Here is a 21,705-nt window from a genome sequence, read left to right on the forward strand (position 1 = left end):
CGCCGCAGCGTCTTTTTTTAGTGCTATTGGGCGAAATATATTTCCCTAGTGCGCCCTATGACCAGGTTTGTAGGTAATCAGACTGACCCCGAGCATGATCAATACACTGCCCAGCAAGACAACTAAGGATAATGGCTCGGCAAACACGAAGTGAGCCAATAATGTCACCAACACATAGCTGATACTTAAACATGGATAGGCCACCGATAGGGGGATTTTTTTCAATGCCAACATCCAGCAACCCAGTGACAGTCCATAACACATCAGGCCAAAAAACACGCGGACAAGGTTAGAAAGATGACTTTGCAACAACGCAACGCCGTTCCCCTCCGTCAGGAGCCAATTGAGGGAAACCACAGGCATGCCGCTCATACCGGATTTCATCAACAACTGTGCGAGGGTCACCAGCAATAGGCTTGCAATGATCGCGAACCAAGACCTCATGCATAGCCTCCCAATAGGCTTACCCCAAGGATGATGCAGAGCACACCACACCACTGGCGAGGGCTCACGGTTTCTTTAAACCACCAGCGCGAAGCCGCCATCACCAACACAAAGTTCAAGCTCAACATAGGGTAAGCAATACCAACTGGGAGACGCTGCAACACCAGCAACCAAAAGACCGCCCCCAAGCCTAAACAACCAATAATCGCCAATAGCCACCAGACTTGATGGCTATGATCTGTGCGGGTCGCAACGCTTTTTTGCAACAGCTGACCAATACAAGTCAGCAGTAACGTCAGCGCCATTAACACCACTATCATGGCTGTTTCGCGTACACTAGCAGGTAAAACCTTCCGGCATGATACTGTTCCGTCGGCACTGGCAGTCTCGCTAACAATTTCGCACTGTCTTTATCAGTCTCCAAAGCTAAAACAACTTGTTGAGATTGACGTTTTTTCGGCAAATCATCGCGGAATTCCTGATAGGTATAACGACGTTTTTTGCTACTGTGATCCAAACCATAGCTCAATTCGCCCGTGCCATTTAGCAGGTCAATGTCACTGCGTTTTAATTCCCAGCCAATTCCTCCGATAAGCGCAACAGAGTTACAGAGTACCCAAGCATCTGGTTGCACTTTTTGAACATATTGACTGAAAAAGACCTCTGGCAATTTGCTGTTTACCACCTTCATAGGCAAAGCTAGCGGAAGCAAAATAAACAATGCCATGGGCGCCAACGCCAAAAGCATGGGAGCTCTCTTGATGTTAATAAGACCCAACAAAGGAACCAAAGCACAGCCAAACAAAATCGCCATGCCAAGCCAAAAGCGCATTATTTCATGGGGGCCATAGCCTTCTACCTTGCCAACCACATTGAATTGCATTAGCAACAATACGAGACCAAATCCACCAAATCCTAAGGCATTTCCCCACACGGAAAACTTAATCGCTCGATGCTTTTCCTTTAACAACTCAACCAAACCACAACCCATCAAGATGGCCAGTGGCATCATCAAGGGCGCAATGTAGGTAGGTAGTTTGCCTTTGGCGATGGAGAGCAATAAGAACGGCAAGACAAAACAAAGCACTTGATACAAGAAGAAGTGTTTATGAGTCTTATCAGTAAAATTGCGCAGAATCGCTTTAGGAGCCAAAAACGTCCAAGGAAAAACCGCCAACAACAATACAGGAAGGTAAAACCAGAAAGGCCTGAGGTGCTGGGCATTCGAGGCATCAAAACGTCGAATATTTTCATTCCAGAAAAAGAAGTGCCAGTAATCAGGCGCCTTAAGTGCAACGGCCAAACTCCAGGGTAACGCAACGAGAACGGCAGCTAAAATCGCCAACAAGCCATAAACAAGTACCTGCTTAAACTGGCGAGTCAGGATCATAAAAGGCACAAGCGCAATCACTAATAGTGCCAGCCCGACAAAACCTTTGGTTAAAAAGACGGCTCCACCAAACGCCCCAAACAGCAAATAGCGCCATGCTAAAGCCTGACGAGTCTGTGCTTGGGTCGCATAATAGAAACTCGCAAAAGACGCCGCCATCCAAAAAGTTAACTGGCCATCTAGTGCATTATAAGTCCCCACCCCAAACACCAAAGGACAGGACAAATACACCAACGCAGAATAAAACGCTTTGCGCTGATCTTTCAGAACAATTTTAACAAATTGGTAAGTAATCAGCGCCGCTAAACCAATGGATAACGCGGGCATAAAACGGGCCGCAAAATTTGTATGACCAAATAGCAACTGGCTGATGTTGTTCATCCAGTAACCGAGAATCGGCTTTTCAAAATAATGCAGGCCCATAAAATGCGGCACCACCCAGTTACCACTGGCGAGCATCTCTCGGCTGATTTCCGCATAGCGGGTTTCATCTGGCATCCACAATGGGTGCCAACCAAGGGGTAACAAATACAATAACGCAAAACCAAATACTAAAATCCATTTATAGGGAACTGGGCGCATACACTTCCTCGCTCTTAGAGTCTTGCCAACCAACCCAACCTTCGCGCCCAAATAGGCTGTCTCGCTTCACGTCAGTGACGATGTTTGCAGGCTGTTCTGCCAATAAATCCGCTAACGTCACAGGTTGCCATTGGCGTGCTTTAAACATCGCTAATAATTGCTCGAACTGTTCTGTCATCACAATGCCTTCCACTTCCGCATGAATCGTATAAACGGGAAACGGCTGTTTTTCCAGAGCATCGCAGATATATTGATTAAATCCGTCCATATCGCAAGCCGTTCCAACGACTTCGTCAAAGGTCGGTACGGTGACAGGGATTTGAACCGTCCCTGCTTGTCCATTTTGCAAACGTGGATAGAATGCCGCGCTACCACGGCAATCACTGTTGTAATCGAAATGAAAACGCTCTTTTAACTCAACCACACGAGCATCCGCACGCCATCCAGGCGCAGCACTACAACGCACCGCTTCACCTAAGATATCACCTAAACGGTCATACCCCTGCTGAAGGTGGTCTAACATTTTGGCATCAGACCAGCGCTGAGTATTCAATTGCCACCCATGATGATCCCAAGCATGCAAACCAATTTCATGACCTTGTTTTTGCGAGTCTCGAATGGGCGTCGCGGCATGTTTACCAATCACCTTACCAGGCCAGCAAGTACCCGCCAGTAAGATGTCCAGCCCATACAAGCTTGCCGCATTGGAGCGCAACATTTTAATCAAAAACTTGGGTTTGATGAGACGCCATAAATGGCGCCCCATGTTGTCTGGCCCAACGGAAAAGAAAAAACTCGCTGTAATATCATGCTTATCGAGTATTTCTAATAACTTAGGGACACCGACTTGCGTGCCTTTCAGCGTGTCGACATCTATTCGTAAGCCAATTTTTCTCATTGAAAATTAGTCCTGAGAAACCGTCGATTGAATGAAAAAGTCGAGTGTTTTCTCAATGGTTTCATCCATGTGAATCTCAGGGTGCCAATCCAACAACTTGTTGGCATTTTCAATGCTTGGACGACGATGAGAAACGTCTTGGTAACCATCACCATAGAAGCTACGGCTTTCAATCGCTTTAAAGCCAGCAAATGGAGGGAAATTGCCACGCAATGGATGCGCTTCGAATTTTTCCAGCAAGGTTTGCGCCATGTCTTTGATGCTGGCTTCGTTATCTGGGTTACCAATGTTGATGATCTGGCCATCGCACTTGTTGTCGCGGTTTTCAATAATGCGGAACAAGGCTTCGATGCCGTCCTCAATATCTGTGAAACAACGTTTTTGCGCTCCACCATCAACCAATTGAATAGGCGTCCCTTCGATCAGGTTCAAGATCAATTGCGTGATAGCACGAGAGCTACCGATACGCGCTGAATCCAAGCTGTCTAAACGAGGGCCCATCCAGTTAAAAGGACGGAATAGTGTGAAACGTAAGCCATCTTTTGCACCGTATGCCCAAATAACACGGTCTAGAAGCTGCTTAGACACAGAGTAGATCCAACGCTGCTTGTTAATTGGACCAACGATTAGGCGAGAAGTATCTTCGTCGAAACGCTCGTCATCACACATACCATAAACTTCAGAGGTAGATGGGAAGATGATGCGTTTGTTGTATTTCACACAGTAACGAACGATTTTTAAGTTTTCTTCGAAGTCCAATTCGAACACACGAAGTGGGTTACGGGTGTACTCAATAGGGGTGGCAATCGCAACTAGAGGAAGGATCACGTCACATTTCTTAATGTGGTATTCCAACCACTCACTGTGAATGCTGATGTCCCCTTCTACGAAGTTGAAACGCGGATGATCCATCAAGCGATCAATCGCGCTTGAACTGATGTCCATACCGTATACTTCGTAACCATCGTCTTTAAGAAGACGTTCGGTTAAGTGGTTACCGATAAAGCCGTTTACGCCCAGGATCAACACTTTGACACGTTTTTTCGCCGCCAAGGCCAAACTCGCTTTTGGCCCAAGACGCATACCTTGCGTTAAGCTCATTTCACGTGCCAATTGCGCGCCGCTTAGGAACAAACCTTGCTCAGATTGACCTGTTTCAATTTGCAGAACACCACTACCACAGGCTACTTGGAAAGGTTCTGTGCTCAAAACCGTACCAGCGGCTTGTGTGGTTTCTTGAGAGACGATTTTCGCTTCCCAAACAATGATTTTGCGATCACCGATATAGCTGAATGCGCCTGGGTAAGGCTGTGCAACCGCACGGGTTAGGTTATAAAGCGCTTGCGCACTCTTGCTCCAGTCCAACTCACCATCCGCAGGGGTACGACGACCAAAGTAAGTGGCATCCGCATCGTTTTGTGGCGTAAAGGTTAGCGTACCCGCCACGAGTGCAGGCAATGTAGTGGCAAGCAAAGTTGCTGCTGCCGCGTCCATTTTTTTGTGTAGTGTGTAAGCTGTATCCGCTTGTTCAATGTCGACGATTTGCTGGCCGGCAATATCCCCTTGATCAGGGCGAGCAGTCATTTTATGAAGCGTGACGCCAGTTTGCGTTTCACCGTTCACCAATGCCCAGTTAATCGGCGCACGACCACGATATTTTGGCAACAAAGAGCCATGTAGGTTGAAGGCACCCAATTTCGCGCAATCCAACAGTTCTTGGCTTAACATGTCACGGTAGTAGAAAGAGAAAAGGAAGTCTGGTTCCATCGCTTTGATGCGCTCAATCCATAATGGATGGTTCACTTCATGAGGCGCGAACACAGGCACATCATGTTTAGCACATAATTGAGCGACCGAAGCAAAAAACTGCTGTTCATTGGGGGAGTCGGTATGAGTGAACACAGCTTGGATTTCAATGCCCGCTTCAAGTAGCTGGCTAATTCCGGTGCATCCAATATTGTGGTAAGCAAAAACAACGGCTTTCATATTATTCTTTCTCTTTTAAAAATGGCGAAGTAGAAGATCCTGAACGGACTATTTTCTGAATAAAGTAACGAGGGCGAGCGCGAACATCGTTGTACATTCTGCCAATGTATTCACCCAACAGCCCCATACCAATAAATTGCGCGCCAACAAAAATAAACAGCACAGCAAATAAGGTAAACACACCATCGCCCGCCCAAACAGGGCCTTGAACGAGACGTAAAATAATCAATAAAAAGGCGAAGAAAAAACCTGCGCCAGCAATTAATGACCCCACAATGCTCAATAGACGTAGTGGCGTGGTTGTCATACAAGTAATGAGGTCAAACATCAAGTTGATCAGTTTCATCACACTGTATTTTGAATCGCCAAATTCACGCTCGGCATGATCCACATCAATCTCTGTGGTCTTTCTTGCAAAGCTATTGGCTAAAATCGGGATAAAGGTGCTGCGTTCGTGACATTGCAACATCGCATCAATGACGTGGCGGCGATAAGCGCGAAGCATGCAACCATAATCGCTCATTTGCACTCCAGTGGCACGGCGCACACCGCCATTGATAATTTTCGAAGGCAATGTACGGAAAAGCGAATCTTTACGGCGTTTACGCACTGTCCCAATCACATCATAACCTTCGTCGGCTTTAGCAACCAAACGAGGAATTTCTTCCGGCGGATTTTGTAAATCCGCATCCAAGGTAATCACCAGATCCGCATCAACGATTTCAAAACCGGCCATAATGGCCGCATGCTGACCATAATTACGGTTCAGCAAGACACCCACAATATGACTATCGGGTTGGTCAGACGCCTCTTGAATCAGTTGGGCTGAACGGTCATGACTGCCGTCATCAACTAAAATAATATCGTAGTCGCGATCTATAAGACGACAAGCACTGTCCGTACGTCGGATTAATTCCGGCAAGCTCTCTTCTTCGTTATAGACTGGAATAACGATGGCGACATTCGAAATGTCTGTTTTATTATGCACTTTTGTTATTTCTCCAAAATGTCATTAATAGCATCCAGAACTCGTTGAACATCCTGCTCCGTCATATCTGGAAAAAGCGGAATAGAACACAATCGGCTTGAATTCCATTCTGTATTTGGCAACGAAATCTCAGGGAAACGTTGACGGTAATAATGTTGTGAATGCACAGCACGAAAATGGATGCCAGAGCCAATATTACGTTCTTTCAACTCTGCCATAAACTGCTCGCGAGTGAGACCACATGTCTCAGGGTCAATACGCACGATCATCAAATGCCAAGCATGAACATGAGGGTAATCTACCAGCGCCAAAGGCTTAAGAGGTGTTTTTTTCAGGCCTTCAAGGTAGAAATTTGCTAAATCCGCACGCTGTTGATTTAACTTAGCCAAACGGGCGAACTGACCTAGCGCCAACGCCGCATTCATATCCGGCAAGTTGTATTTAAAACCTGGGATCATGACTTCTGCCTGAGGCTTACGACCTTGCATTTGACGATCAAATGCGTCGACTCCTAAACCATGAAAACGCAGCATTCTTAATTGTTCAGCTAAGGCATCGTCATCAGTGGTAATCACACCACCCTCTGCACTGGTGACATTTTTAATCGCGTGAAGCGAAAATATTGCCGTGCCAGTCTGGCCAATTGGCGTACCATGATAATAGGTACCAATGGCATGGGCAGCGTCTTCCACCAAGGGAATATTGTGCTGTTTGGCGATGGCGTTAAGTGCATTCAGGTCAACGGGAGCACCAGCGTAATGAACAGGAACAATGGCTTTCGTTTTTGCAGTAATCGCTTGTTCTAACGCATCAGCTGTCATCATCAATGTGTCTTTATCCACATCCACAAATACAGGAGTCGCCCCCAATAGACAGATAATGTTGGCGGTCGAAACCCAGGTTTGTGATGGCGTAATCACTTCATCGCCAGGACCAACCCCCAAGGCTAAGAGCGTCAAATGCATGCCTGCAGTGGCTGAAGAGATGGCAATGGCATGCCGACAGCCTAAATAATCACAAAAAGCCTCTTCCAACGCATTGGTTTTAGGACCTGTTGTAATCCAGCCAGAAGATAACACTTCTGCAACGGCGGCAATATCATCCTGATCAATAGCAGGACGGGAAAAAGGCAAAAACTCTAACGAAGGCATTCCTGAGCTCCACAATAGAATTGCTTAAGAAAATATCAGTCCATATACAATATAATCGACAAGGACTCTTTATAACGCATTTATGGTCAATAAATTATGAAAAAATGGTCTAAAGCGCAATTATAAAACAAATAGTTCACTATTTTATCATGTAAATGCGCATGATCGTGCACCTCTCTAATAAGAATCCCCTTTTTATTATCTATGTAAAGAAAAAGCAAACTACAAGAAAAGCATCCGTGTTATTTTTATTTATAAATAGAAAAAATAATTTTCAGACAGACCTTTCGTGTCGGTATTGTTCAACTAATGGCAAGTAGCCCGATACATAACTGGGGTATTGAAAACGAAAGCCCGTATCAACAAGCGATTTATTACTAATACGTTTACCCGTTTTTGGTAAAAAGGCTTGAGCATTATCCGGAATATTCGCTGGAACACCCAATAGGTGAGCAATACAGAGTTTGACCTCCCACATGGAAACGGGAGTATGATCTGTCACTTCATAATGGGTCAACAATGTCTCACCTTGGAGCGCACAGTTCGCCAAATGCAGTAACGCTCGCACCACATCATCCCGATGAACCCGATTGGTCCAGCTATTTTTATCCCAAGACTCGGCCGACATCACTTTTTGTAGCAAACGATAACGACCCGGGCCATAAATCCCCGAACAACGCACAGCAACCGAGGATAATGCTTTTGCCAGTACTTGCTCTGCTTCCAGAATCCATCGTGAAGACGCAGAGTCAGGTCTTTGAGGTTCCGTATGCTCGTCGATCCAATCCCCCTGATTTTGTCCATAGACACTGGTGCTCGACACAAAGAATACTCGCGGCTGAGTCGCACGATACCGTTCTACTATACGGGTTGCCGTCTCATAATAAGCGGTACGATAAGCGCTTTCATTATACTCTTGAGGTGTCATGATCAAAAAAATCAGATCCACATCGGGAAACTGTTCATCGCTAAATTGCGTGAGATCACCCGTTATGCCATGGACGCCTGATGGGAAATAGAGACCCGTACGACGGATCGCACTCACCTGATGGCCTTGCTCCACAAGGGCTGGCGCGATACCCGTCCCTAAATCCCCACATCCGGCGATCAAAATACGTTTCGTTATCATAGAGCCTCCTAAAATAAGCCACACAATTCAAGTAATAAAAGCGCAAACAGGATTAACCGATACACCTTATCAAATTTTGTATTATCATAGTTATTAACAATGAATAGGTTGAGGGATTCGCGATGACATTAACAGAGTTAAAATACGTTGTTATGTTGGCACAGGAAAAGCATTTTGGACATGCTGCTGAAAAATGCTATGTGTCACAACCAACATTAAGTGTTGCAGTGAAAAAATTGGAAGAGGAACTGGGTGCCGCCATTTTTGAGCGTAGCAAAAGCTCTGTGTACATTACACCACTGGGCGAACAAATTGTCGCGCAAGCAAAACGTGTCTTGGAACAGGCGAATACTATCAAAGAATTAGCCTCATCCGGTCATAACCAGCTAAAAGGCCCGATTAAAGTGGGAGCCATTTTTACCATTGCACCGTACCTTTTTCCTTTTATGATTCCTACATTGCGCTCTATCACCAATGATATGCCCTTAATCATAGAAGAAGACCTGACGGAAAACCTGCGCCCTAAGCTGCGTAACGGTGAATTAGATGCCATCATCATCGCTTTACCCTTTAGAGAGCCAGATGTGGTAACACAGCCTATTTATGAAGAAGAGTTTGTGGTGTTGATGCCTAAAGATCATTCTTGGACAAAATTATCCCACATCCATACCGATCAACTGTCAACCGATAACCTATTGTTGTTAGGTAAAGGTCATTGTTTTAGCGAGCAAGTATTAGAAGCTTGTCCCATGGTCAAAGAAGACGAATTCGGCGAAGGACGTACTATCGTCAACGGTAGTTCCTTGGAAACCATTCGCTACATGGTTGCCTCTGGACTGGGCGTCACTGTGTTACCAAAATCAGCGGTGACCAATATCGATAATAGCCTGCTGGAAATACGCCCTTTTGCGGACCCTGTCCCCAAACGCACCGTAGCACTTGCCTGGCGTGCCAGCTTTCCGCGCCCAAATGCTATTGACGCGGTCAGCCAATCCATTCGTGAAGCCAGCAAAAAACTTGAGCTCTAAGTACGCTTATGATGGATGATCTCGACACGCAAGATGTCAGAGAACTCAAAGGCGTTGGCAATGCAATGGCCGAAAAACTAGCGAAACTGCACCTTAATACGGTGCAGGATTTGCTGTTTCATCTGCCCATTCGCTATCAGGATCGCACTCGCGTGGTGCCTATAGGGCAGTTACGTTTTGGTGATGAAGCCGTTATAGAAGGGGTGGTCACGGGCTGCGAAATCAAAATGGGAAAACGCCGTAGTCTGTTGTGCCGTCTGAAAGACGGAACGGGCTCTTTATGTCTGCGTTTTTTTCATTTCTCTGCAGCGCAAAAGAAACAACTCGAATCGGGGAAAAAAATCCGTTGCTTTGGCGAAGTGCGTCGCGGCAGTACAGGCTTTGAGATGTATCATCCGGAATACAAGCTCGTTGACGAAGGATCAACATATAGTGAGTCAGACCAACTCACTCCCATTTACCCCCTGACAGACGGACTCACACAGCCAAAAATTCGCCAATTATGCGAACAAGCCTTAGCACGCCTAACACCATATAATTTGAAAGAATGGTTACCAGACGAAATTCGCCAGTCATTCAGCCTCCCCAACTTAGCGGACGCCATTCGATTTTTGCACCACCCTACTACCGATGCAAATTTAGAGCAGCTTAAAGCGGGAGCGCACCCAGCCCAATATCGCCTGTCGTTTGAAGAATTGATGGCCCATCAATTGTCTCTGATCGGAAAGAAGATCAAGGCCAAAGCAGATAAAGCCATTCAAGTCACAGAAAGCGGCACCTTGGCGCAACGCTTGCTCAGTCAGCTCCCCTTTTCGCCGACCAATGCTCAGCAACGCGTCTTTCAAGACATACTGCACGATCTTGCCTCAGGCCACCCTATGTTACGTTTGGTACAAGGAGACGTTGGCTCCGGTAAAACACTGGTGGCCGCCCTAGCAACGGCCGCCGTCGTTCAAGCGGGTTTCCAAGTGGCCATTATGGCGCCAACCGAAATTCTTGCCGAGCAGCATTTAACGAATTTTACTCAATGGTTCGCCCCTCTGGGTTTAAAAGTCGCCTGGATGGCCGGCAAGGTAAAAGGCAAAGCCCGGGAAAGTGAACTGGCTGATATAGCCTCTGGTGCCGCACAAATTGTCGTGGGCACGCATGCCCTATTTCAAGACAGTATCGAATTTGATCGTCTCGCTCTGGCGATTATCGATGAGCAGCACCGTTTTGGTGTGCACCAGCGCATGGCATTACGCGAGAAAGGTCTAAAACAGGGCTTTCAGCCTCATCAATTAATCATGACCGCGACGCCCATTCCTCGCACATTAGCCATGTCGGCCTATGCCGATCTTGACTGTTCCATTATTGATGAATTACCGCCAGGACGTACCCCTGTCAATACCATTGTGGTATCCGATCAACGCCGAAGTGAAGTCATAGAACGCGTCAAACAGGGCTGCCAAGAAGGCAAACAAGCCTATTGGGTATGTACTCTCATAGAAGAATCAGAAGCCTTGCAATGCCAAGCAGCTGAAGACACAGCGATCTTGCTACAAGAACAACTGGGCAATCTAAAAATTGGCTTGGTACACGGTCGCCTCAAGGCACAAGAAAAGGCGGACATTATGGCCCGTTTTAAGGCTGGCGAGCTGCAATTACTCGTCGCAACGACGGTTATTGAAGTGGGCGTGGACGTACCGAATGCCAGTTTAATGGTCATCGAAAACCCAGAACGCCTCGGTTTGGCGCAGCTTCATCAATTACGCGGCCGAGTTGGTCGGGGGCAAGCCGCCAGCCATTGTGTGCTACTTTATAAAGCACCACTTGGTGAACAGGGCAAGGCTCGACTATCGACCATGAGAGAAACCAACGATGGCTTTAAAATTGCCGAGAAAGATTTGGCGTTACGCGGCCCAGGAGAATTACTAGGCACCAGACAAACAGGGTTGTGGGAATTCAAAGTCGCCGATTTACAAAGGGACAAAGCCCTACTCGATGATGTGCAAAAAGCGGCCGTGCAATTACATCAGCGTTACCCAGAGCGCATTCCACCCATCCTGTCACGCTGGCTGCCTGACCACACCCGTTATCTGAATGTTTAACGAATATTCACCACCGTGGTATTTTTTACTTCTTCCATCGCAACATAGGTTCGAGACTCTCGAACATGGGGCAAGGTCAGTAAGGTTTCCCCTAACAATTGACGATAAGTATCCATATTAGACACGCGAGCTTTTAATAAATATTCAAAATCCCCCGCAATCAAATGGCACTCTAGAATCTCTGGAATCTCAGAGACCGCCACTTTGAATTCATTAAATCCCTCGGGAGACGTGGTTTTCAGACGAATCTCGACAAATACCAGTAGTCCAGCGTCCACTTTTTTCGGGTCGACTAGAGCACAATAGCCCGTGATGTAGCCATTACGCTCTAAGCGACGTACCCGTTCTAAGCAAGGCGTTGCACTCAGCCCAACTCGGCTGGCAAGTTCAACGTTAGATAAGCGACCATTATCTTGTAATTCTCGCAGTATCTTTTTGTCTAAGCGATCAAGCGGTTTGGTTGAGTTGTCCATTTTGCATGGATCTCCTTACATCACACTAAAGTTTTCTTAAGTCTATCATGGAGATGGCAACTTATGGGAAACGCTTTTTATCAATAGAACAAGAATAAAATATGCGTGCTTTAATGGGAAAGATAACTCTCACGCACCAATAAAGAGCAAAAATTAAAAAACGCACAGTAATGATACATTTTGTATCAGTTTTTGTTTTCCTCATCATTTTTGCGATCTTGCTTGCCCCATAACGACGCATTTTCAACCTATCCAATTAACAGTATGGAGCACCAAAAAAAGTAAAAAATATGCAAATTTTGTTGGAATACTGTCATTTTATCCTTGACTGGGCCAGTGAAAGAGGCATTCTATACCGTGTAGTAAGCACTTTTCAGGTAAATGTGCTGCTTTTTTTTCGAAAAATATAATTAAATGTTGGCAACTGTTTTGCATAATCCTTACGAAATCTTAGATATTGTAAGTTTTTTGAGAACAACATACTAAAATATGAATATGCCTGGGAGGCGAAAAGATGAAATCGAACGTTGGCAAAATACTCTCAACAGCCGCAATTACTGCAGTCATCAGCACGGGAGCAGCTGCAGGCACACTTGACGATGTGAAAGCGAAGGGTTATCTACAATGCGGCGTAAGCCAAGGTGTACCGGGGTTCTCAAACGCAGACGATAAAGGCAACTGGTCTGGTATTGATGTGGATGCCTGTCGCGCGGTCGCTACAGCTATTTTCAACGACCCTAGCAAAGTAAAATTCACACCGCTTTCCGCTAAAGAACGTTTCACGGCATTGCAATCTGGCGAAATCGATATGCTCTCTCGTAACACTACTTGGACGTTTACTCGTGACGTATCTCTTGGCCTCGATTTCACCGCTATTACCTTTTATGACGGACAAGGCTTTATGGTTCATAAAGAGCTAGGGGTTAAATCCGCAAAAGACCTAGACGGTGCGACCGTCTGTACGCAATCAGGCACCACAACCGAATTAAACATGGCAGACTTTTTCCGTAAAAATAACATGTCTTACGTGCCAGTTATTATCCAAAAGGCAGACGAGGCTGTTGCGGCTTACGACTCAGGCCGTTGTGACGTATTCACCACAGACAAATCTGGCTTAGCCGCTTGGCGTACCAAACTCAAAAACCCAAAAGACAATATCATTCTTCCTGAAACCATTTCTAAAGAGCCTCTAGGCCCTGTGGTTCGCCAAGGTGATGAACAGTGGAAAGATTTGGTGACTTGGGTGCTATTTGCACAAGTTAATGCAGAAGAAATGGGCATCAACTCTAAAAACGTTGCTGAAATCAAAAAAACAACGAAAGATCCCGCCATTATGCGTCTGCTAGGTGTTGATAGTGATATGGGTAAAGACCTTGGTCTAAGTGCCGATTGGGCTTATAACGTAATCGCCAAAGTGGGTAACTATGGCGAGGAGTTTGACCGTAACGTGGGTAAAGACTCACCACTTGACCTACCTCGTGGTTTGAACAACCTATGGGACAATGGCGGTATCATGTACGCGCCACCAGTTCGTTAATATAACTCTCTTCGGGTTATTACCCAGCCGCCTAAATCTGCGGCTGGGTGTCTTTCCTCTTTTCCTATACATCTGATGAGCAGTTATTGCCTGAACCAAGATGAATGATATAAAAGATCCTAGTAAAAAAAGCTTTTTGTACGATGCAGGAACACGTTCTCTTGTTTTTCAAGTCGTGCTATTGGCTATCGTTATATACGTTTGCTATTACCTATTTAGTAACCTACAAGCCAACTTAGACAGCCGAGGCATAACCACTGGCTTTGCTTTTTTAAACGAGCCTGCGGGCTTTCCTATTCTTATTCACCTAATTAGTTATACTGAGGCAGATACATACGGACGTGCCTTCCTTGTAGCCTTAATCAATACCTTTGTCATTTCCTTGCTGGGTATTATATTAGCCACCATTATTGGCGTGATAATGGGACTAGCCCGTTTGTCTAGAAACTGGCTAGTCGCCCGCTTGGCAACGGTTTATATTGAAACATTGCGTAATATTCCGCTGCTACTACAAATGTTTTTCTGGTATTTCGCCGTGCTCGCTGCACTGCCTACGCCCAGAAACAGTTATGAATTTGCCGACTTCTTATTGAATAAGCGTGGGATCTATTCTCCCAGTCCGATTGCTCAAGAAGGTTTTAGCATCGCAGTAGCAGGGTTTATTGTCTCCATTGTGATTTCTATTGCTTTAATCATCTGGGCCAAAAAACGCCAAACTCGAACGGGTTTATGGTTTCCCGCTTATTGGTCATCTCTTGGCATTATTGTCGTCATTACCTTTTTAGCCTTTGCGGCAGCGGGTTTTCCTTTGGAATTTAACCTGCCTCACAAAACTCGCTTTAACGTTAGTGGTGGCATGGTGTTACCCCCTGAATTTGTCGCAGTATTGGTTGCCTTGTCGACCTATACAGGCTCTTTCATTGCAGAAATAGTTCGTGCTGGTATTTTGTCGGTAAATTGGGGACAAACAGAAGCCGCTCGCTCTCTAGGACTACGCGACAGCTTGACACAGCGACTCATTGTTTTGCCTCAAGCATTACGCGTCATCATCCCGCCTTTGACAAGTCAGTACCTAAACTTGGCTAAAAACTCATCATTAGGAGCCGCTATTGCGTATCCTGAATTGGTGTCTGTCGTCATGGGCACCACGCTAAACCAAACTGGCCAAGCGATTGAAACCATCGGCTTATGTATGCTGGTGTACGGTTCATTGAGCTTAAGTATTTCTTTGTTTATGAACTGGTATAACAAAAAAATGTCACTAATTGAGCGCTAGGAGAGGCACACATGGCTATTGAATTTAAACCATCACCCAGCCTCCCACCACCATCCACAGCGGTGGGACCTGTTGCGTGGGTTCGACATAACCTTTTGTCTTCCCCATTGAATATTATTCTGACAATCTTCAGCCTGTACATTCTGTATTTGCTTATTCCACCACTTATCGAATGGGGCGTAATCAATGCCACATGGACTGGCTCTTCCAATAAAGCTTGTACTGGCAGCGGAGCCTGTTGGGCGTTTATAAATTCCTACTTTGAACAGTTCATGTATGGCTTTTACCCTTCTGACCAAACATGGCGAGTCAACTTAGCGTTGGTGATTTTGATACTTTTAGTGGCCATGTTTGCCATTAAAAAAATCAATAGGTTTTACCTGACACTGGTTATTATCCTTCCTTACCCTATCCTAGCTTACTATTTATTTTCTGGAGGTGCGTTTGGTTTAGAGCCTGTCGAAACGGCCAAATGGGGTGGTCTCTTCTTAACCATTCTGCTGGGTGTTATTGGGATTGTGGCATCGTTTCCATTGGGTGCTTTGCTGGCTTTAGGACGTCGCTCTAATATGCCTGTTGCCAAAGCCGTTTGTGTTATCTTTATCGAAACCATTCGTGCTGTCCCATTGATCACCATTTTGTTTATGGCATCGGTGATGATCCCACTCTTTTTGCCTGATGGATTAAACTTTAACAAACTGTTAAGAGTGTTAATCGGTATTGTCCTTTTCTCATCCGCTTATATGGCGGAGGTGATTCGAGGTGGGTTACAAGCCATTCCGAAAGGTCAATATGAAGCTGCAGATGCGATGGGGCTGACCTATTGGCAATCTATGTCGCTCATTATTTTACCCCAGGCTTTAAAATTGGTTATCCCTGGCATCGTCAATACCTTTATTGGTTTATTTAAAGACACAACTCTGGTTTACATCGTGGGTATGTTTGATTTCTTAGGACGTATTCAAGCCGCTAACCACGATACAAATTGGTTGGGCACCACCGTCGAAGGGTATGTTTTCGCTGCTTTCGTTTACTGGGCTTTCTGCTTTGGTATGTCCCGTTACAGCATGGCACTAGAGCGTAAATTAGAAACTGGACATAAGCGGAATTAGTCAAGAATTTGAGGCTTTTATAATGACAGATAGAAATATGGCACTGGCTCAATTGGAGCAAGGCGAACAAGCAATCATTGAGTTTAAAGACGTAAACAAATGGTATGGCGAATTTCATGTGCTAAAAAATATCAACTTTAGCATCAAAAAAGGGGAGCGAATCGTCGTCTGCGGTCCATCGGGATCGGGAAAATCGACAATGACTCGCTGTATTAATCGCCTTGAAGAGCATCAGAAAGGCATCATTACCGTCGATGGTATCGAGATGAATAATAACTTGAAGAACATCGAGACTATTCGTAAAGATGTCGGCATGGTGTTCCAGCATTTTAACTTGTTCCCGCACTTAAGCATTCTTGAAAACCTGACGCTAGCTCCTATTTGGGTACGTAAAATGCCCAAAAAAGAAGCAGAAGAACTGGCCATGCATTATTTGGAACGCGTGAAAATTGCCAACCAAGCATTAAAATACCCAGGGCAACTTTCCGGGGGCCAACAACAGCGTGTGGCGATTGCCCGTGGCCTGTGTATGCAGCCACGCATCATGCTATTTGATGAGCCCACTTCCGCTCTTGACCCAGAAATGATCAAAGAAGTGCTCGATGTTATGGTGCAGTTGGCAGAAGAAGGGATGACCATGGTTTGTGTTACCCATGAAATGGGCTTTGCTAAAACCGTGGCGGATCGCGTGGTCTTTATGGATGCTGGAGAAATTGTGGAGGCCAATGAGCCTCAAGAGTTTTTCAATAATCCACAGCATGACCGTACACAATTGTTCCTAAGCCAAATTTTGAACCATTGATACTGATTCCCTGTTAACTAAACAAATCGGATCAACAGCCTCACCTTGATGTTCCACCATGACGTTGGACATAAAGGCGAGGCTTTTTTATGCATTGTTCTATGGGACAAGGTTGCGAAACCTCAATATAATAGCCATGTCACTAATCGAGACCTTTATGCACTGGCAGAAACACCAGTGTCGATAAAAGGGCTCTAAACGATTGGCCTAACATGCAATTAAATCATCATCTGACACTTGCCCTGCACTACCGTTGGCAACCCTTAAAACAAATTAACAAACAGCAAATTCCAGCGTCACTTTGGTTTTGGCTCACGACCAGTCAATCCATCACCGCAGAGTTGAAAAAAAGAGGCCAACTCACGGTAGAGGTTATTGAGGATGGTTGGGGGAAAGCAACACCGCGTGAAAAACGACGACTCAACATGAAGCCACGCGATGCTGCGCGTGTTCGCACGGTATTATTAAAAGTCGATGGTCGAACCGTTATATACGCCCGCTCCATTATCCCAGCCAACGCCTTACGAGGTCATTGGCGACAAGTGAAACATTTGCACAATAAACCATTAGGCGGTTATTTGTTTAAACATAGGGCACTTAAACGCAGCCCTATTGAGGTAGCGGCCCTTCCCAAAGGCTTATTTACCAATCACCATACTAAAGTCTGGGCAAGACGCTCTGTTTTCCAACAATTTGGCTCTGGTATCTTGGTCAGTGAAGCATTTTTCGAGACAATGGCATAACATAAAGGCGGCTTCGCCTAATTCTGACGACTAAATCAATGGACTCCCATGAACAAGCTTAAAGATTACGCCGACTTAACGCGTTTTAATCGTCCTATTGGCTCCCTACTCTTGCTGTGGCCGACCCTATGGGCCCTTTGGCTAGCGGCCGATGGCTGGCCCCAATGGCACCTTATTGTCATTTTTGTTCTGGGAGTGTTTAGCATGCGTTCTGCCGGCTGTGTCATCAATGATTACGCTGACCGAAAAGTCGATGGACACGTTGAGCGCACGAAAAATCGTCCTTTACCGTCTGGCCGTGTGTCCGAAAAAGAAGCGCTGGGGCTGTTCGCCTTTTTGGTCGTATTGAGCTTTTTGTTGGTGCTGTGTACCGATTTACGAACCATTTTGCTGTCTTTCGTCGGCTTAGGATTAGCCGCACTGTACCCCTTTATGAAGCGCTACACCCACCTGCCCCAGTTATTTCTTGGCTTGGCGTTCTCTTGGGCGATTCCCATGGCATACAGCGCCCAAGGCGGGGATCTGCTAGACCCCAAGTTGTGGATGCTGTTTGTGGCAAATTGCTTCTGGACCATTGCCTATGACACCTACTATGCCATGACAGACCGACCCGACGATTTAAAAGTCGGCATTAAATCCACCGCGATCCTTTTCGGCAAATACGATTTACTTGTTATTCTCTGTCTACAAGGTCTGACGTTATCCCTATTGGTCTGGATCGGGATACTGGCCCACCTTAACTGGATCTACTTTGTGTCGCTTATCATCAGTTTGGGATTATTTGGGCTGCAATACCAAAAAGCCAAAGAACGTGACCGACAAGCCTGCTTCCATGCTTTCTTAGATAATAACCGAATTGGCTACTGTATCTTTATTGGCATCGCTGCTAGCTTACTATTTATGTAATATATGGCGAATATGTGACATTTTCATATAACTGTCATACTAAGACGTTTTAATTAAACCGTTCCTGAGATGAGGGTAGATCCTGTGACCGGTAAAAAAGTATTAATCATTGATGATGAGTCTTCCATTCGCGAAATGATCGCCGTCGCCTTAGAAATGGCGGGATACGAATATATGGAAGCAGAAAATAGCCAACAAGCCCACGAAATCATTGTCGACCATCGACCTGATTTGATTCTCTGCGACTGGATGATGCCAGGGAGTAGCGGCATAGAACTGACTCGTCGCCTAAAAAAAGACAGTGCAACAGCGGAAATCCCCGTCATTATGTTGACGGCAAAAAGCGAGGAAGACAACAAAATTCAAGGGCTGGAAGTCGGTGCTGACGATTACATTACCAAGCCCTTCTCGCCACGAGAATTAGTCGCCAGACTGAAAGCGGTGCTACGTCGAGCCACGCCTCAAGGGGTAGATGAGCCAATTGAAATCGAAGGGTTAACCCTTGATCCTATTAGCCAACGCGTTACCATTGACAATAAGCCGCTAGATATGGGGCCGACGGAGTACCGTCTGCTAAAATTTCTCATGACTCACCAAGAAAGAGCCTATTCACGGGCACAATTATTGGATCAGGTATGGGGCGGTAATGTTTATGTGGAAGAACGTACCGTTGATGTGCATATTCGCCGTTTACGAAAAGCCATTGGTAGCAGTCACGACTTTTTGATTCAAACCGTTCGAGGGACTGGCTACCGATTCTCTCCCAAAAGGACTTAGTCATATAATATGAAAGCAGTTTGGCGAAGAGCAATAATTCGCTGGTCTTTAGGGCTTTTGGCCTGCATCGTCATCGGTTTTATCATAAACCACTTACAAGCCGTCGTACTTTTGTTTTTATTGGGAACATTGTATTGGCAGCTGTATCAACTTTACCAATTTCATTATTGGCTACGTCACTCTGGGCGAGGCGCCCCCCCTGAATCGGATGGTATCTGGGGAGATATCTTCGATGTTGTCTACCGTTTGCAGAAAAAGCAGCGTAAATCGAAGCGCCGTATGCGCCAAGCTCTGAATCGTATCGAGAATTCTACCGCCGCCCTAAAAGAAGGCGTCATTATGGCCGATAACCAAGGCAACTTAGAGTGGTGGAATAACTCGGCAGGACACTTTTTAGGCCTAATGCGCCCAGTTGATCGAGGGCAGCCCATTACCAATATTGTTCGCAACCCAGAATTTTTTCGTTACTTTACCCAAAAACGTTTTGGAGAACCGCTGGTGATTAAGTCACCGGCCAAAGAGGGCGTTTATTTAGAAGTCCAAACCACCTTGTACGATAAAAATGATCATTTGATTTTTATCCGCGATGTCACAAGACTGCACCTGCTCGAAGAAATGCGCAAAGACTTTGTCGCCAATGCCTCCCATGAGCTAAAAACCCCTTTAACGGTCATTAAAGGTTATTTAGAAACGTTAGAAATGTTCCAAGATTCCCTGCCCGCCAGCATGCAAAAAGGCATCGCAAATATGTCTGAGCAGTCGGAGCGCATGGAACATTTAATCGAAGATTTGTTGCTATTATCGCGTTTAGAAAGCAACGATAAACGAGAAGAAGAACATTGGCATGAGGTGTCTTCTTGGACGGAAGCCATTAAGAAAATTGCGTCACCTCTACTTACTGAAAAACATTCTTTAGACATTGATATTCCAGAAAAAGCACGTCTGTACGGCGCCTACAACGAACTCTACAGTGCGTTTTCTAATTTGGTGGTAAACGCCATCAAGTATTCACCAGATGGCGGTGAAATCAAAGTGAAATGGGAGTCTAATGAATTCAGTGGCGTGTTTTCAGTTGCCGACCACGGCTTAGGCATAGACCCAAGATACATTCCGCGCTTAACGGAGCGATTTTTCCGAGTCGATAAGGGTCGTAGTACCAAAACGGGCGGCACGGGCTTAGGCTTAGCCATCGTCAAACATGTGCTCATGCACCATGATGCTAAGTTACAGATCCTTAGCGAACTCAACCGTGGCAGTCGCTTCTCTTGTCATTTCCCAGCCAACCGAGTACGGACGGATGATATTCCAGCGTTTTCTGCAATAGAAAAAAATGTTGAGGATGACAAAGAGCCTATTGTAAAAGACCAATAAACCCCACCCTAACCCTCCCCTTAAATAAGGGGAGGGAACAAGACATTCCTCAGCCCAACCCCTTCCCCTTACAACGGAGCTGGGAGGGAACTGTCGGCTCCTCCCCCTTGCCAAGGGGGAGGCTGGGAGGGGGTTATAAGGGTTCAATACATAACACTATAAGCTATCAAACAGCTTACTGATAAACGCTTCTTTTTCAGCATCTTGGTCAATCAGCCCCAAACCAACAGTTAAAAAGGTTGAATCATGTTTCTTCTCCGTGGTGGCGACAGATTGGACATAATAATTCAGGCGATTGACCTTGCCCTCAAACTCTAAATCCAAAACGGATTGTCCCAATACTTGAGGAATCACGTCATCGCTTTTTATCAGCATGGTGGCGTCTTGTTTACTAAATTGAATCACCATGCAGCGAAACTGTTTGCCTTCGAAACGCACCATAGTGGGAATTTTCACATCTTTCACTGTGGGGACAGGGGCATCAGGGTTGATAAATTTCGTCGCCTCGACTTTACGAGATGATTTTCCCCCCATCAAAACATCCAATGATGCCGATGCGACACCACCAGCAGGCGAAGCACTTCTAGGTTTTTGCGAGGTCAGCTTGCTTTGCATATTATGCTTTTTGGCAGCGCTCATCACCTTATTCACCAGCTGTTCACTGGAAAACGGTTTCCCCAAATAATCGGTCACACCGGATTTGACCGCCTCCACCACATGGTCTTTATCGCCACGGCTGGTAATCATCACAAAAGGAATATTTTCTTTTTTGTATTCAGGCTGCTCACGGCACCACTGCAAAAGTTCCACCCCGGTCATTTCGGGCATTTCCCAATCACACAGCACCATATCGAACTGACTTTTCGATAGCAATTGTTGGGCCTTGCGGCCATTAACGGCTTCCTCCAATATGGCGGCTGGAAATTCCTTACGCAATGTGCGACGAATTAAATCGCGCGTAAAAGACGCATCATCCACCACCAGTATTTTTATCGACATTCACAAGCCTCTTTCTAGAGCAA

Annotated in this window: 20 protein-coding genes; 10 read left to right on the forward strand and 10 right to left on the reverse strand. The window is 45.8% G+C overall.

Going from position 1 to position 21,705, the window contains the following annotated elements:
* Positions 1-45 precede the first annotated feature (45 nt).
* The 8 genes from AC0VYI_RS24805 to AC0VYI_RS24840 form a co-directional block, all read right to left on the reverse strand.
* Entirely contained in the window at positions 46-444 is a 399-nt protein-coding gene (locus AC0VYI_RS24805) for an EamA family transporter (protein WP_199477680.1), read from the reverse strand.
* Complete coding sequence (locus AC0VYI_RS24810; RefSeq protein ID WP_475446276.1) at positions 441-764, reverse strand: SMR family transporter; 324 nt, start codon at positions 762-764, stop codon at positions 441-443. Before AC0VYI_RS24810 ends, AC0VYI_RS24805 begins: the two co-directional genes overlap by 4 nt.
* On the reverse strand, positions 761-2,416 hold the full coding sequence (arnT, locus tag AC0VYI_RS24815; RefSeq protein ID WP_199477678.1) for a lipid IV(A) 4-amino-4-deoxy-L-arabinosyltransferase: 1,656 nt from the start codon (positions 2,414-2,416) through the stop codon (positions 761-763). Before arnT ends, AC0VYI_RS24810 begins: the two co-directional genes overlap by 4 nt.
* Complete coding sequence (arnD, locus tag AC0VYI_RS24820) at positions 2,397-3,314, reverse strand: 4-deoxy-4-formamido-L-arabinose-phosphoundecaprenol deformylase (RefSeq protein WP_475446277.1); 918 nt, start codon at positions 3,312-3,314, stop codon at positions 2,397-2,399. Before arnD ends, arnT begins: the two co-directional genes overlap by 20 nt.
* Positions 3,315-3,320: 6 nt before the next feature.
* The gene (gene arnA / locus AC0VYI_RS24825) at positions 3,321-5,300 is read right to left on the reverse strand and encodes a bifunctional UDP-4-amino-4-deoxy-L-arabinose formyltransferase/UDP-glucuronic acid oxidase ArnA (RefSeq protein ID WP_475446278.1); all 1,980 of its coding nucleotides are present in this window, start codon (positions 5,298-5,300) and stop codon (positions 3,321-3,323) included.
* Between the two features lies 1 nt (position 5,301).
* Complete coding sequence (arnC, locus tag AC0VYI_RS24830) at positions 5,302-6,288, reverse strand: undecaprenyl-phosphate 4-deoxy-4-formamido-L-arabinose transferase (RefSeq protein ID WP_067011633.1); 987 nt, start codon at positions 6,286-6,288, stop codon at positions 5,302-5,304.
* A 5-nt stretch (positions 6,289-6,293) separates the two neighbouring features.
* Positions 6,294-7,439: a UDP-4-amino-4-deoxy-L-arabinose aminotransferase gene (gene arnB / locus AC0VYI_RS24835; RefSeq protein ID WP_199477675.1), complete on the reverse strand. Its 1,146-nt coding sequence runs from the start codon at positions 7,437-7,439 to the stop codon at positions 6,294-6,296.
* Between the two features lie 274 nt (positions 7,440-7,713).
* On the reverse strand, positions 7,714-8,568 hold the full coding sequence (locus tag AC0VYI_RS24840; protein WP_475446280.1) for an NAD-dependent epimerase/dehydratase family protein: 855 nt from the start codon (positions 8,566-8,568) through the stop codon (positions 7,714-7,716).
* 122 nt (positions 8,569-8,690) lie between these two features.
* On the opposite strand from AC0VYI_RS24840, the gene AC0VYI_RS24845 reads away from it, so the two are divergent.
* Positions 8,691-9,596, forward strand: a complete 906-nt coding sequence (locus AC0VYI_RS24845; protein WP_199476492.1) for a hydrogen peroxide-inducible genes activator — start codon at positions 8,691-8,693, stop codon at positions 9,594-9,596.
* Positions 9,597-9,604: 8 nt separating this feature from the next.
* On the forward strand, positions 9,605-11,686 hold the full coding sequence (gene recG / locus AC0VYI_RS24850; protein ID WP_475446282.1) for an ATP-dependent DNA helicase RecG: 2,082 nt from the start codon (positions 9,605-9,607) through the stop codon (positions 11,684-11,686).
* Here recG and lrp read toward each other — a convergent pair.
* Positions 11,683-12,159 (reverse strand): leucine-responsive transcriptional regulator Lrp, encoded by a 477-nt coding sequence (gene lrp / locus AC0VYI_RS24855; protein WP_199476494.1) that lies wholly within the window; start codon positions 12,157-12,159, stop codon positions 11,683-11,685. The two genes, recG and lrp, sit on opposite strands and share 4 nt — an antisense overlap.
* Before the next feature lie 514 nt (positions 12,160-12,673).
* Here lrp and AC0VYI_RS24860 point away from each other — a divergent pair.
* The 8 genes from AC0VYI_RS24860 to phoR all read left to right on the forward strand — a co-directional run bounded on the left by AC0VYI_RS24860 (position 12,674) and on the right by phoR (position 20,683).
* Positions 12,674-13,696: an amino acid ABC transporter substrate-binding protein gene (locus AC0VYI_RS24860; RefSeq protein WP_199476495.1), complete on the forward strand. Its 1,023-nt coding sequence runs from the start codon at positions 12,674-12,676 to the stop codon at positions 13,694-13,696.
* A 100-nt stretch (positions 13,697-13,796) separates the two neighbouring features.
* Positions 13,797-14,972 (forward strand): amino acid ABC transporter permease, encoded by a 1,176-nt coding sequence (locus AC0VYI_RS24865; protein ID WP_475446284.1) that lies wholly within the window; start codon positions 13,797-13,799, stop codon positions 14,970-14,972.
* Between the two features lie 11 nt (positions 14,973-14,983).
* Complete coding sequence (locus AC0VYI_RS24870) at positions 14,984-16,084, forward strand: amino acid ABC transporter permease (RefSeq protein ID WP_475446286.1); 1,101 nt, start codon at positions 14,984-14,986, stop codon at positions 16,082-16,084.
* A 22-nt stretch (positions 16,085-16,106) separates the two neighbouring features.
* Complete coding sequence (locus AC0VYI_RS24875) at positions 16,107-16,886, forward strand: amino acid ABC transporter ATP-binding protein (RefSeq protein WP_475446288.1); 780 nt, start codon at positions 16,107-16,109, stop codon at positions 16,884-16,886.
* A gap of 212 nt (positions 16,887-17,098) precedes the next feature.
* On the forward strand, positions 17,099-17,629 hold the full coding sequence (locus AC0VYI_RS24880; RefSeq protein WP_475446289.1) for a chorismate--pyruvate lyase family protein: 531 nt from the start codon (positions 17,099-17,101) through the stop codon (positions 17,627-17,629).
* A 48-nt stretch (positions 17,630-17,677) separates the two neighbouring features.
* Positions 17,678-18,535: a 4-hydroxybenzoate octaprenyltransferase gene (gene ubiA / locus AC0VYI_RS24885; RefSeq protein ID WP_475446290.1), complete on the forward strand. Its 858-nt coding sequence runs from the start codon at positions 17,678-17,680 to the stop codon at positions 18,533-18,535.
* An 84-nt stretch (positions 18,536-18,619) separates the two neighbouring features.
* A complete protein-coding gene (phoB, locus tag AC0VYI_RS24890; RefSeq protein WP_067012923.1) occupies positions 18,620-19,312 on the forward strand; it encodes a phosphate regulon transcriptional regulator PhoB in 693 nt (230 codons plus the stop codon).
* A 9-nt stretch (positions 19,313-19,321) separates the two neighbouring features.
* Entirely contained in the window at positions 19,322-20,683 is a 1,362-nt protein-coding gene (phoR, locus tag AC0VYI_RS24895; RefSeq protein WP_475446292.1) for a phosphate regulon sensor histidine kinase PhoR, read from the forward strand.
* A gap of 156 nt (positions 20,684-20,839) precedes the next feature.
* Here phoR and AC0VYI_RS24900 read toward each other — a convergent pair whose 3' ends face one another.
* Positions 20,840-21,682: a response regulator gene (locus tag AC0VYI_RS24900; protein WP_475446294.1), complete on the reverse strand. Its 843-nt coding sequence runs from the start codon at positions 21,680-21,682 to the stop codon at positions 20,840-20,842.
* Positions 21,683-21,705 lie beyond the last annotated feature (23 nt).

This window comes from Marinomonas sp. 63XJN7_9_ISO-PGPR-S23-217, assembly GCF_056173515.1.

What these genes read in the sequence shown, in the direction of transcription:
- AC0VYI_RS24805 (WP_199477680.1), bottom strand. Translation starts at nt 444, where the DNA reads ATGAGGTCTTGGTTCGCGATCATTGCAAGCCTATTGCTGGTGACCCTC.
- AC0VYI_RS24810 (WP_475446276.1), bottom strand. Translation starts at nt 764, where the DNA reads ATGATAGTGGTGTTAATGGCGCTGACGTTACTGCTGACTTGTATTGGT.
- arnT (WP_199477678.1), bottom strand. Translation starts at nt 2,416, where the DNA reads ATGCGCCCAGTTCCCTATAAATGGATTTTAGTATTTGGTTTTGCGTTA.
- arnD (WP_475446277.1), bottom strand. Translation starts at nt 3,314, where the DNA reads ATGAGAAAAATTGGCTTACGAATAGATGTCGACACGCTGAAAGGCACG.
- arnA (WP_475446278.1), bottom strand. Translation starts at nt 5,300, where the DNA reads ATGAAAGCCGTTGTTTTTGCTTACCACAATATTGGATGCACCGGAATT.
- arnB (WP_199477675.1), bottom strand. Translation starts at nt 7,439, where the DNA reads ATGCCTTCGTTAGAGTTTTTGCCTTTTTCCCGTCCTGCTATTGATCAG.
- AC0VYI_RS24840 (WP_475446280.1), bottom strand. Translation starts at nt 8,568, where the DNA reads ATGATAACGAAACGTATTTTGATCGCCGGATGTGGGGATTTAGGGACG.
- AC0VYI_RS24845 (WP_199476492.1), top strand. Translation starts at nt 8,691, where the DNA reads ATGACATTAACAGAGTTAAAATACGTTGTTATGTTGGCACAGGAAAAG.
- recG (WP_475446282.1), top strand. Translation starts at nt 9,605, where the DNA reads ATGATGGATGATCTCGACACGCAAGATGTCAGAGAACTCAAAGGCGTT.
- lrp (WP_199476494.1), bottom strand. Translation starts at nt 12,159, where the DNA reads ATGGACAACTCAACCAAACCGCTTGATCGCTTAGACAAAAAGATACTG.
- AC0VYI_RS24860 (WP_199476495.1), top strand. Translation starts at nt 12,674, where the DNA reads ATGAAATCGAACGTTGGCAAAATACTCTCAACAGCCGCAATTACTGCA.
- AC0VYI_RS24865 (WP_475446284.1), top strand. Translation starts at nt 13,797, where the DNA reads ATGAATGATATAAAAGATCCTAGTAAAAAAAGCTTTTTGTACGATGCA.
- AC0VYI_RS24870 (WP_475446286.1), top strand. Translation starts at nt 14,984, where the DNA reads ATGGCTATTGAATTTAAACCATCACCCAGCCTCCCACCACCATCCACA.
- AC0VYI_RS24875 (WP_475446288.1), top strand. Translation starts at nt 16,107, where the DNA reads ATGACAGATAGAAATATGGCACTGGCTCAATTGGAGCAAGGCGAACAA.
- AC0VYI_RS24880 (WP_475446289.1), top strand. Translation starts at nt 17,099, where the DNA reads ATGCAATTAAATCATCATCTGACACTTGCCCTGCACTACCGTTGGCAA.
- ubiA (WP_475446290.1), top strand. Translation starts at nt 17,678, where the DNA reads ATGAACAAGCTTAAAGATTACGCCGACTTAACGCGTTTTAATCGTCCT.
- phoR (WP_475446292.1), top strand. Translation starts at nt 19,322, where the DNA reads ATGAAAGCAGTTTGGCGAAGAGCAATAATTCGCTGGTCTTTAGGGCTT.
- AC0VYI_RS24900 (WP_475446294.1), bottom strand. Translation starts at nt 21,682, where the DNA reads ATGTCGATAAAAATACTGGTGGTGGATGATGCGTCTTTTACGCGCGAT.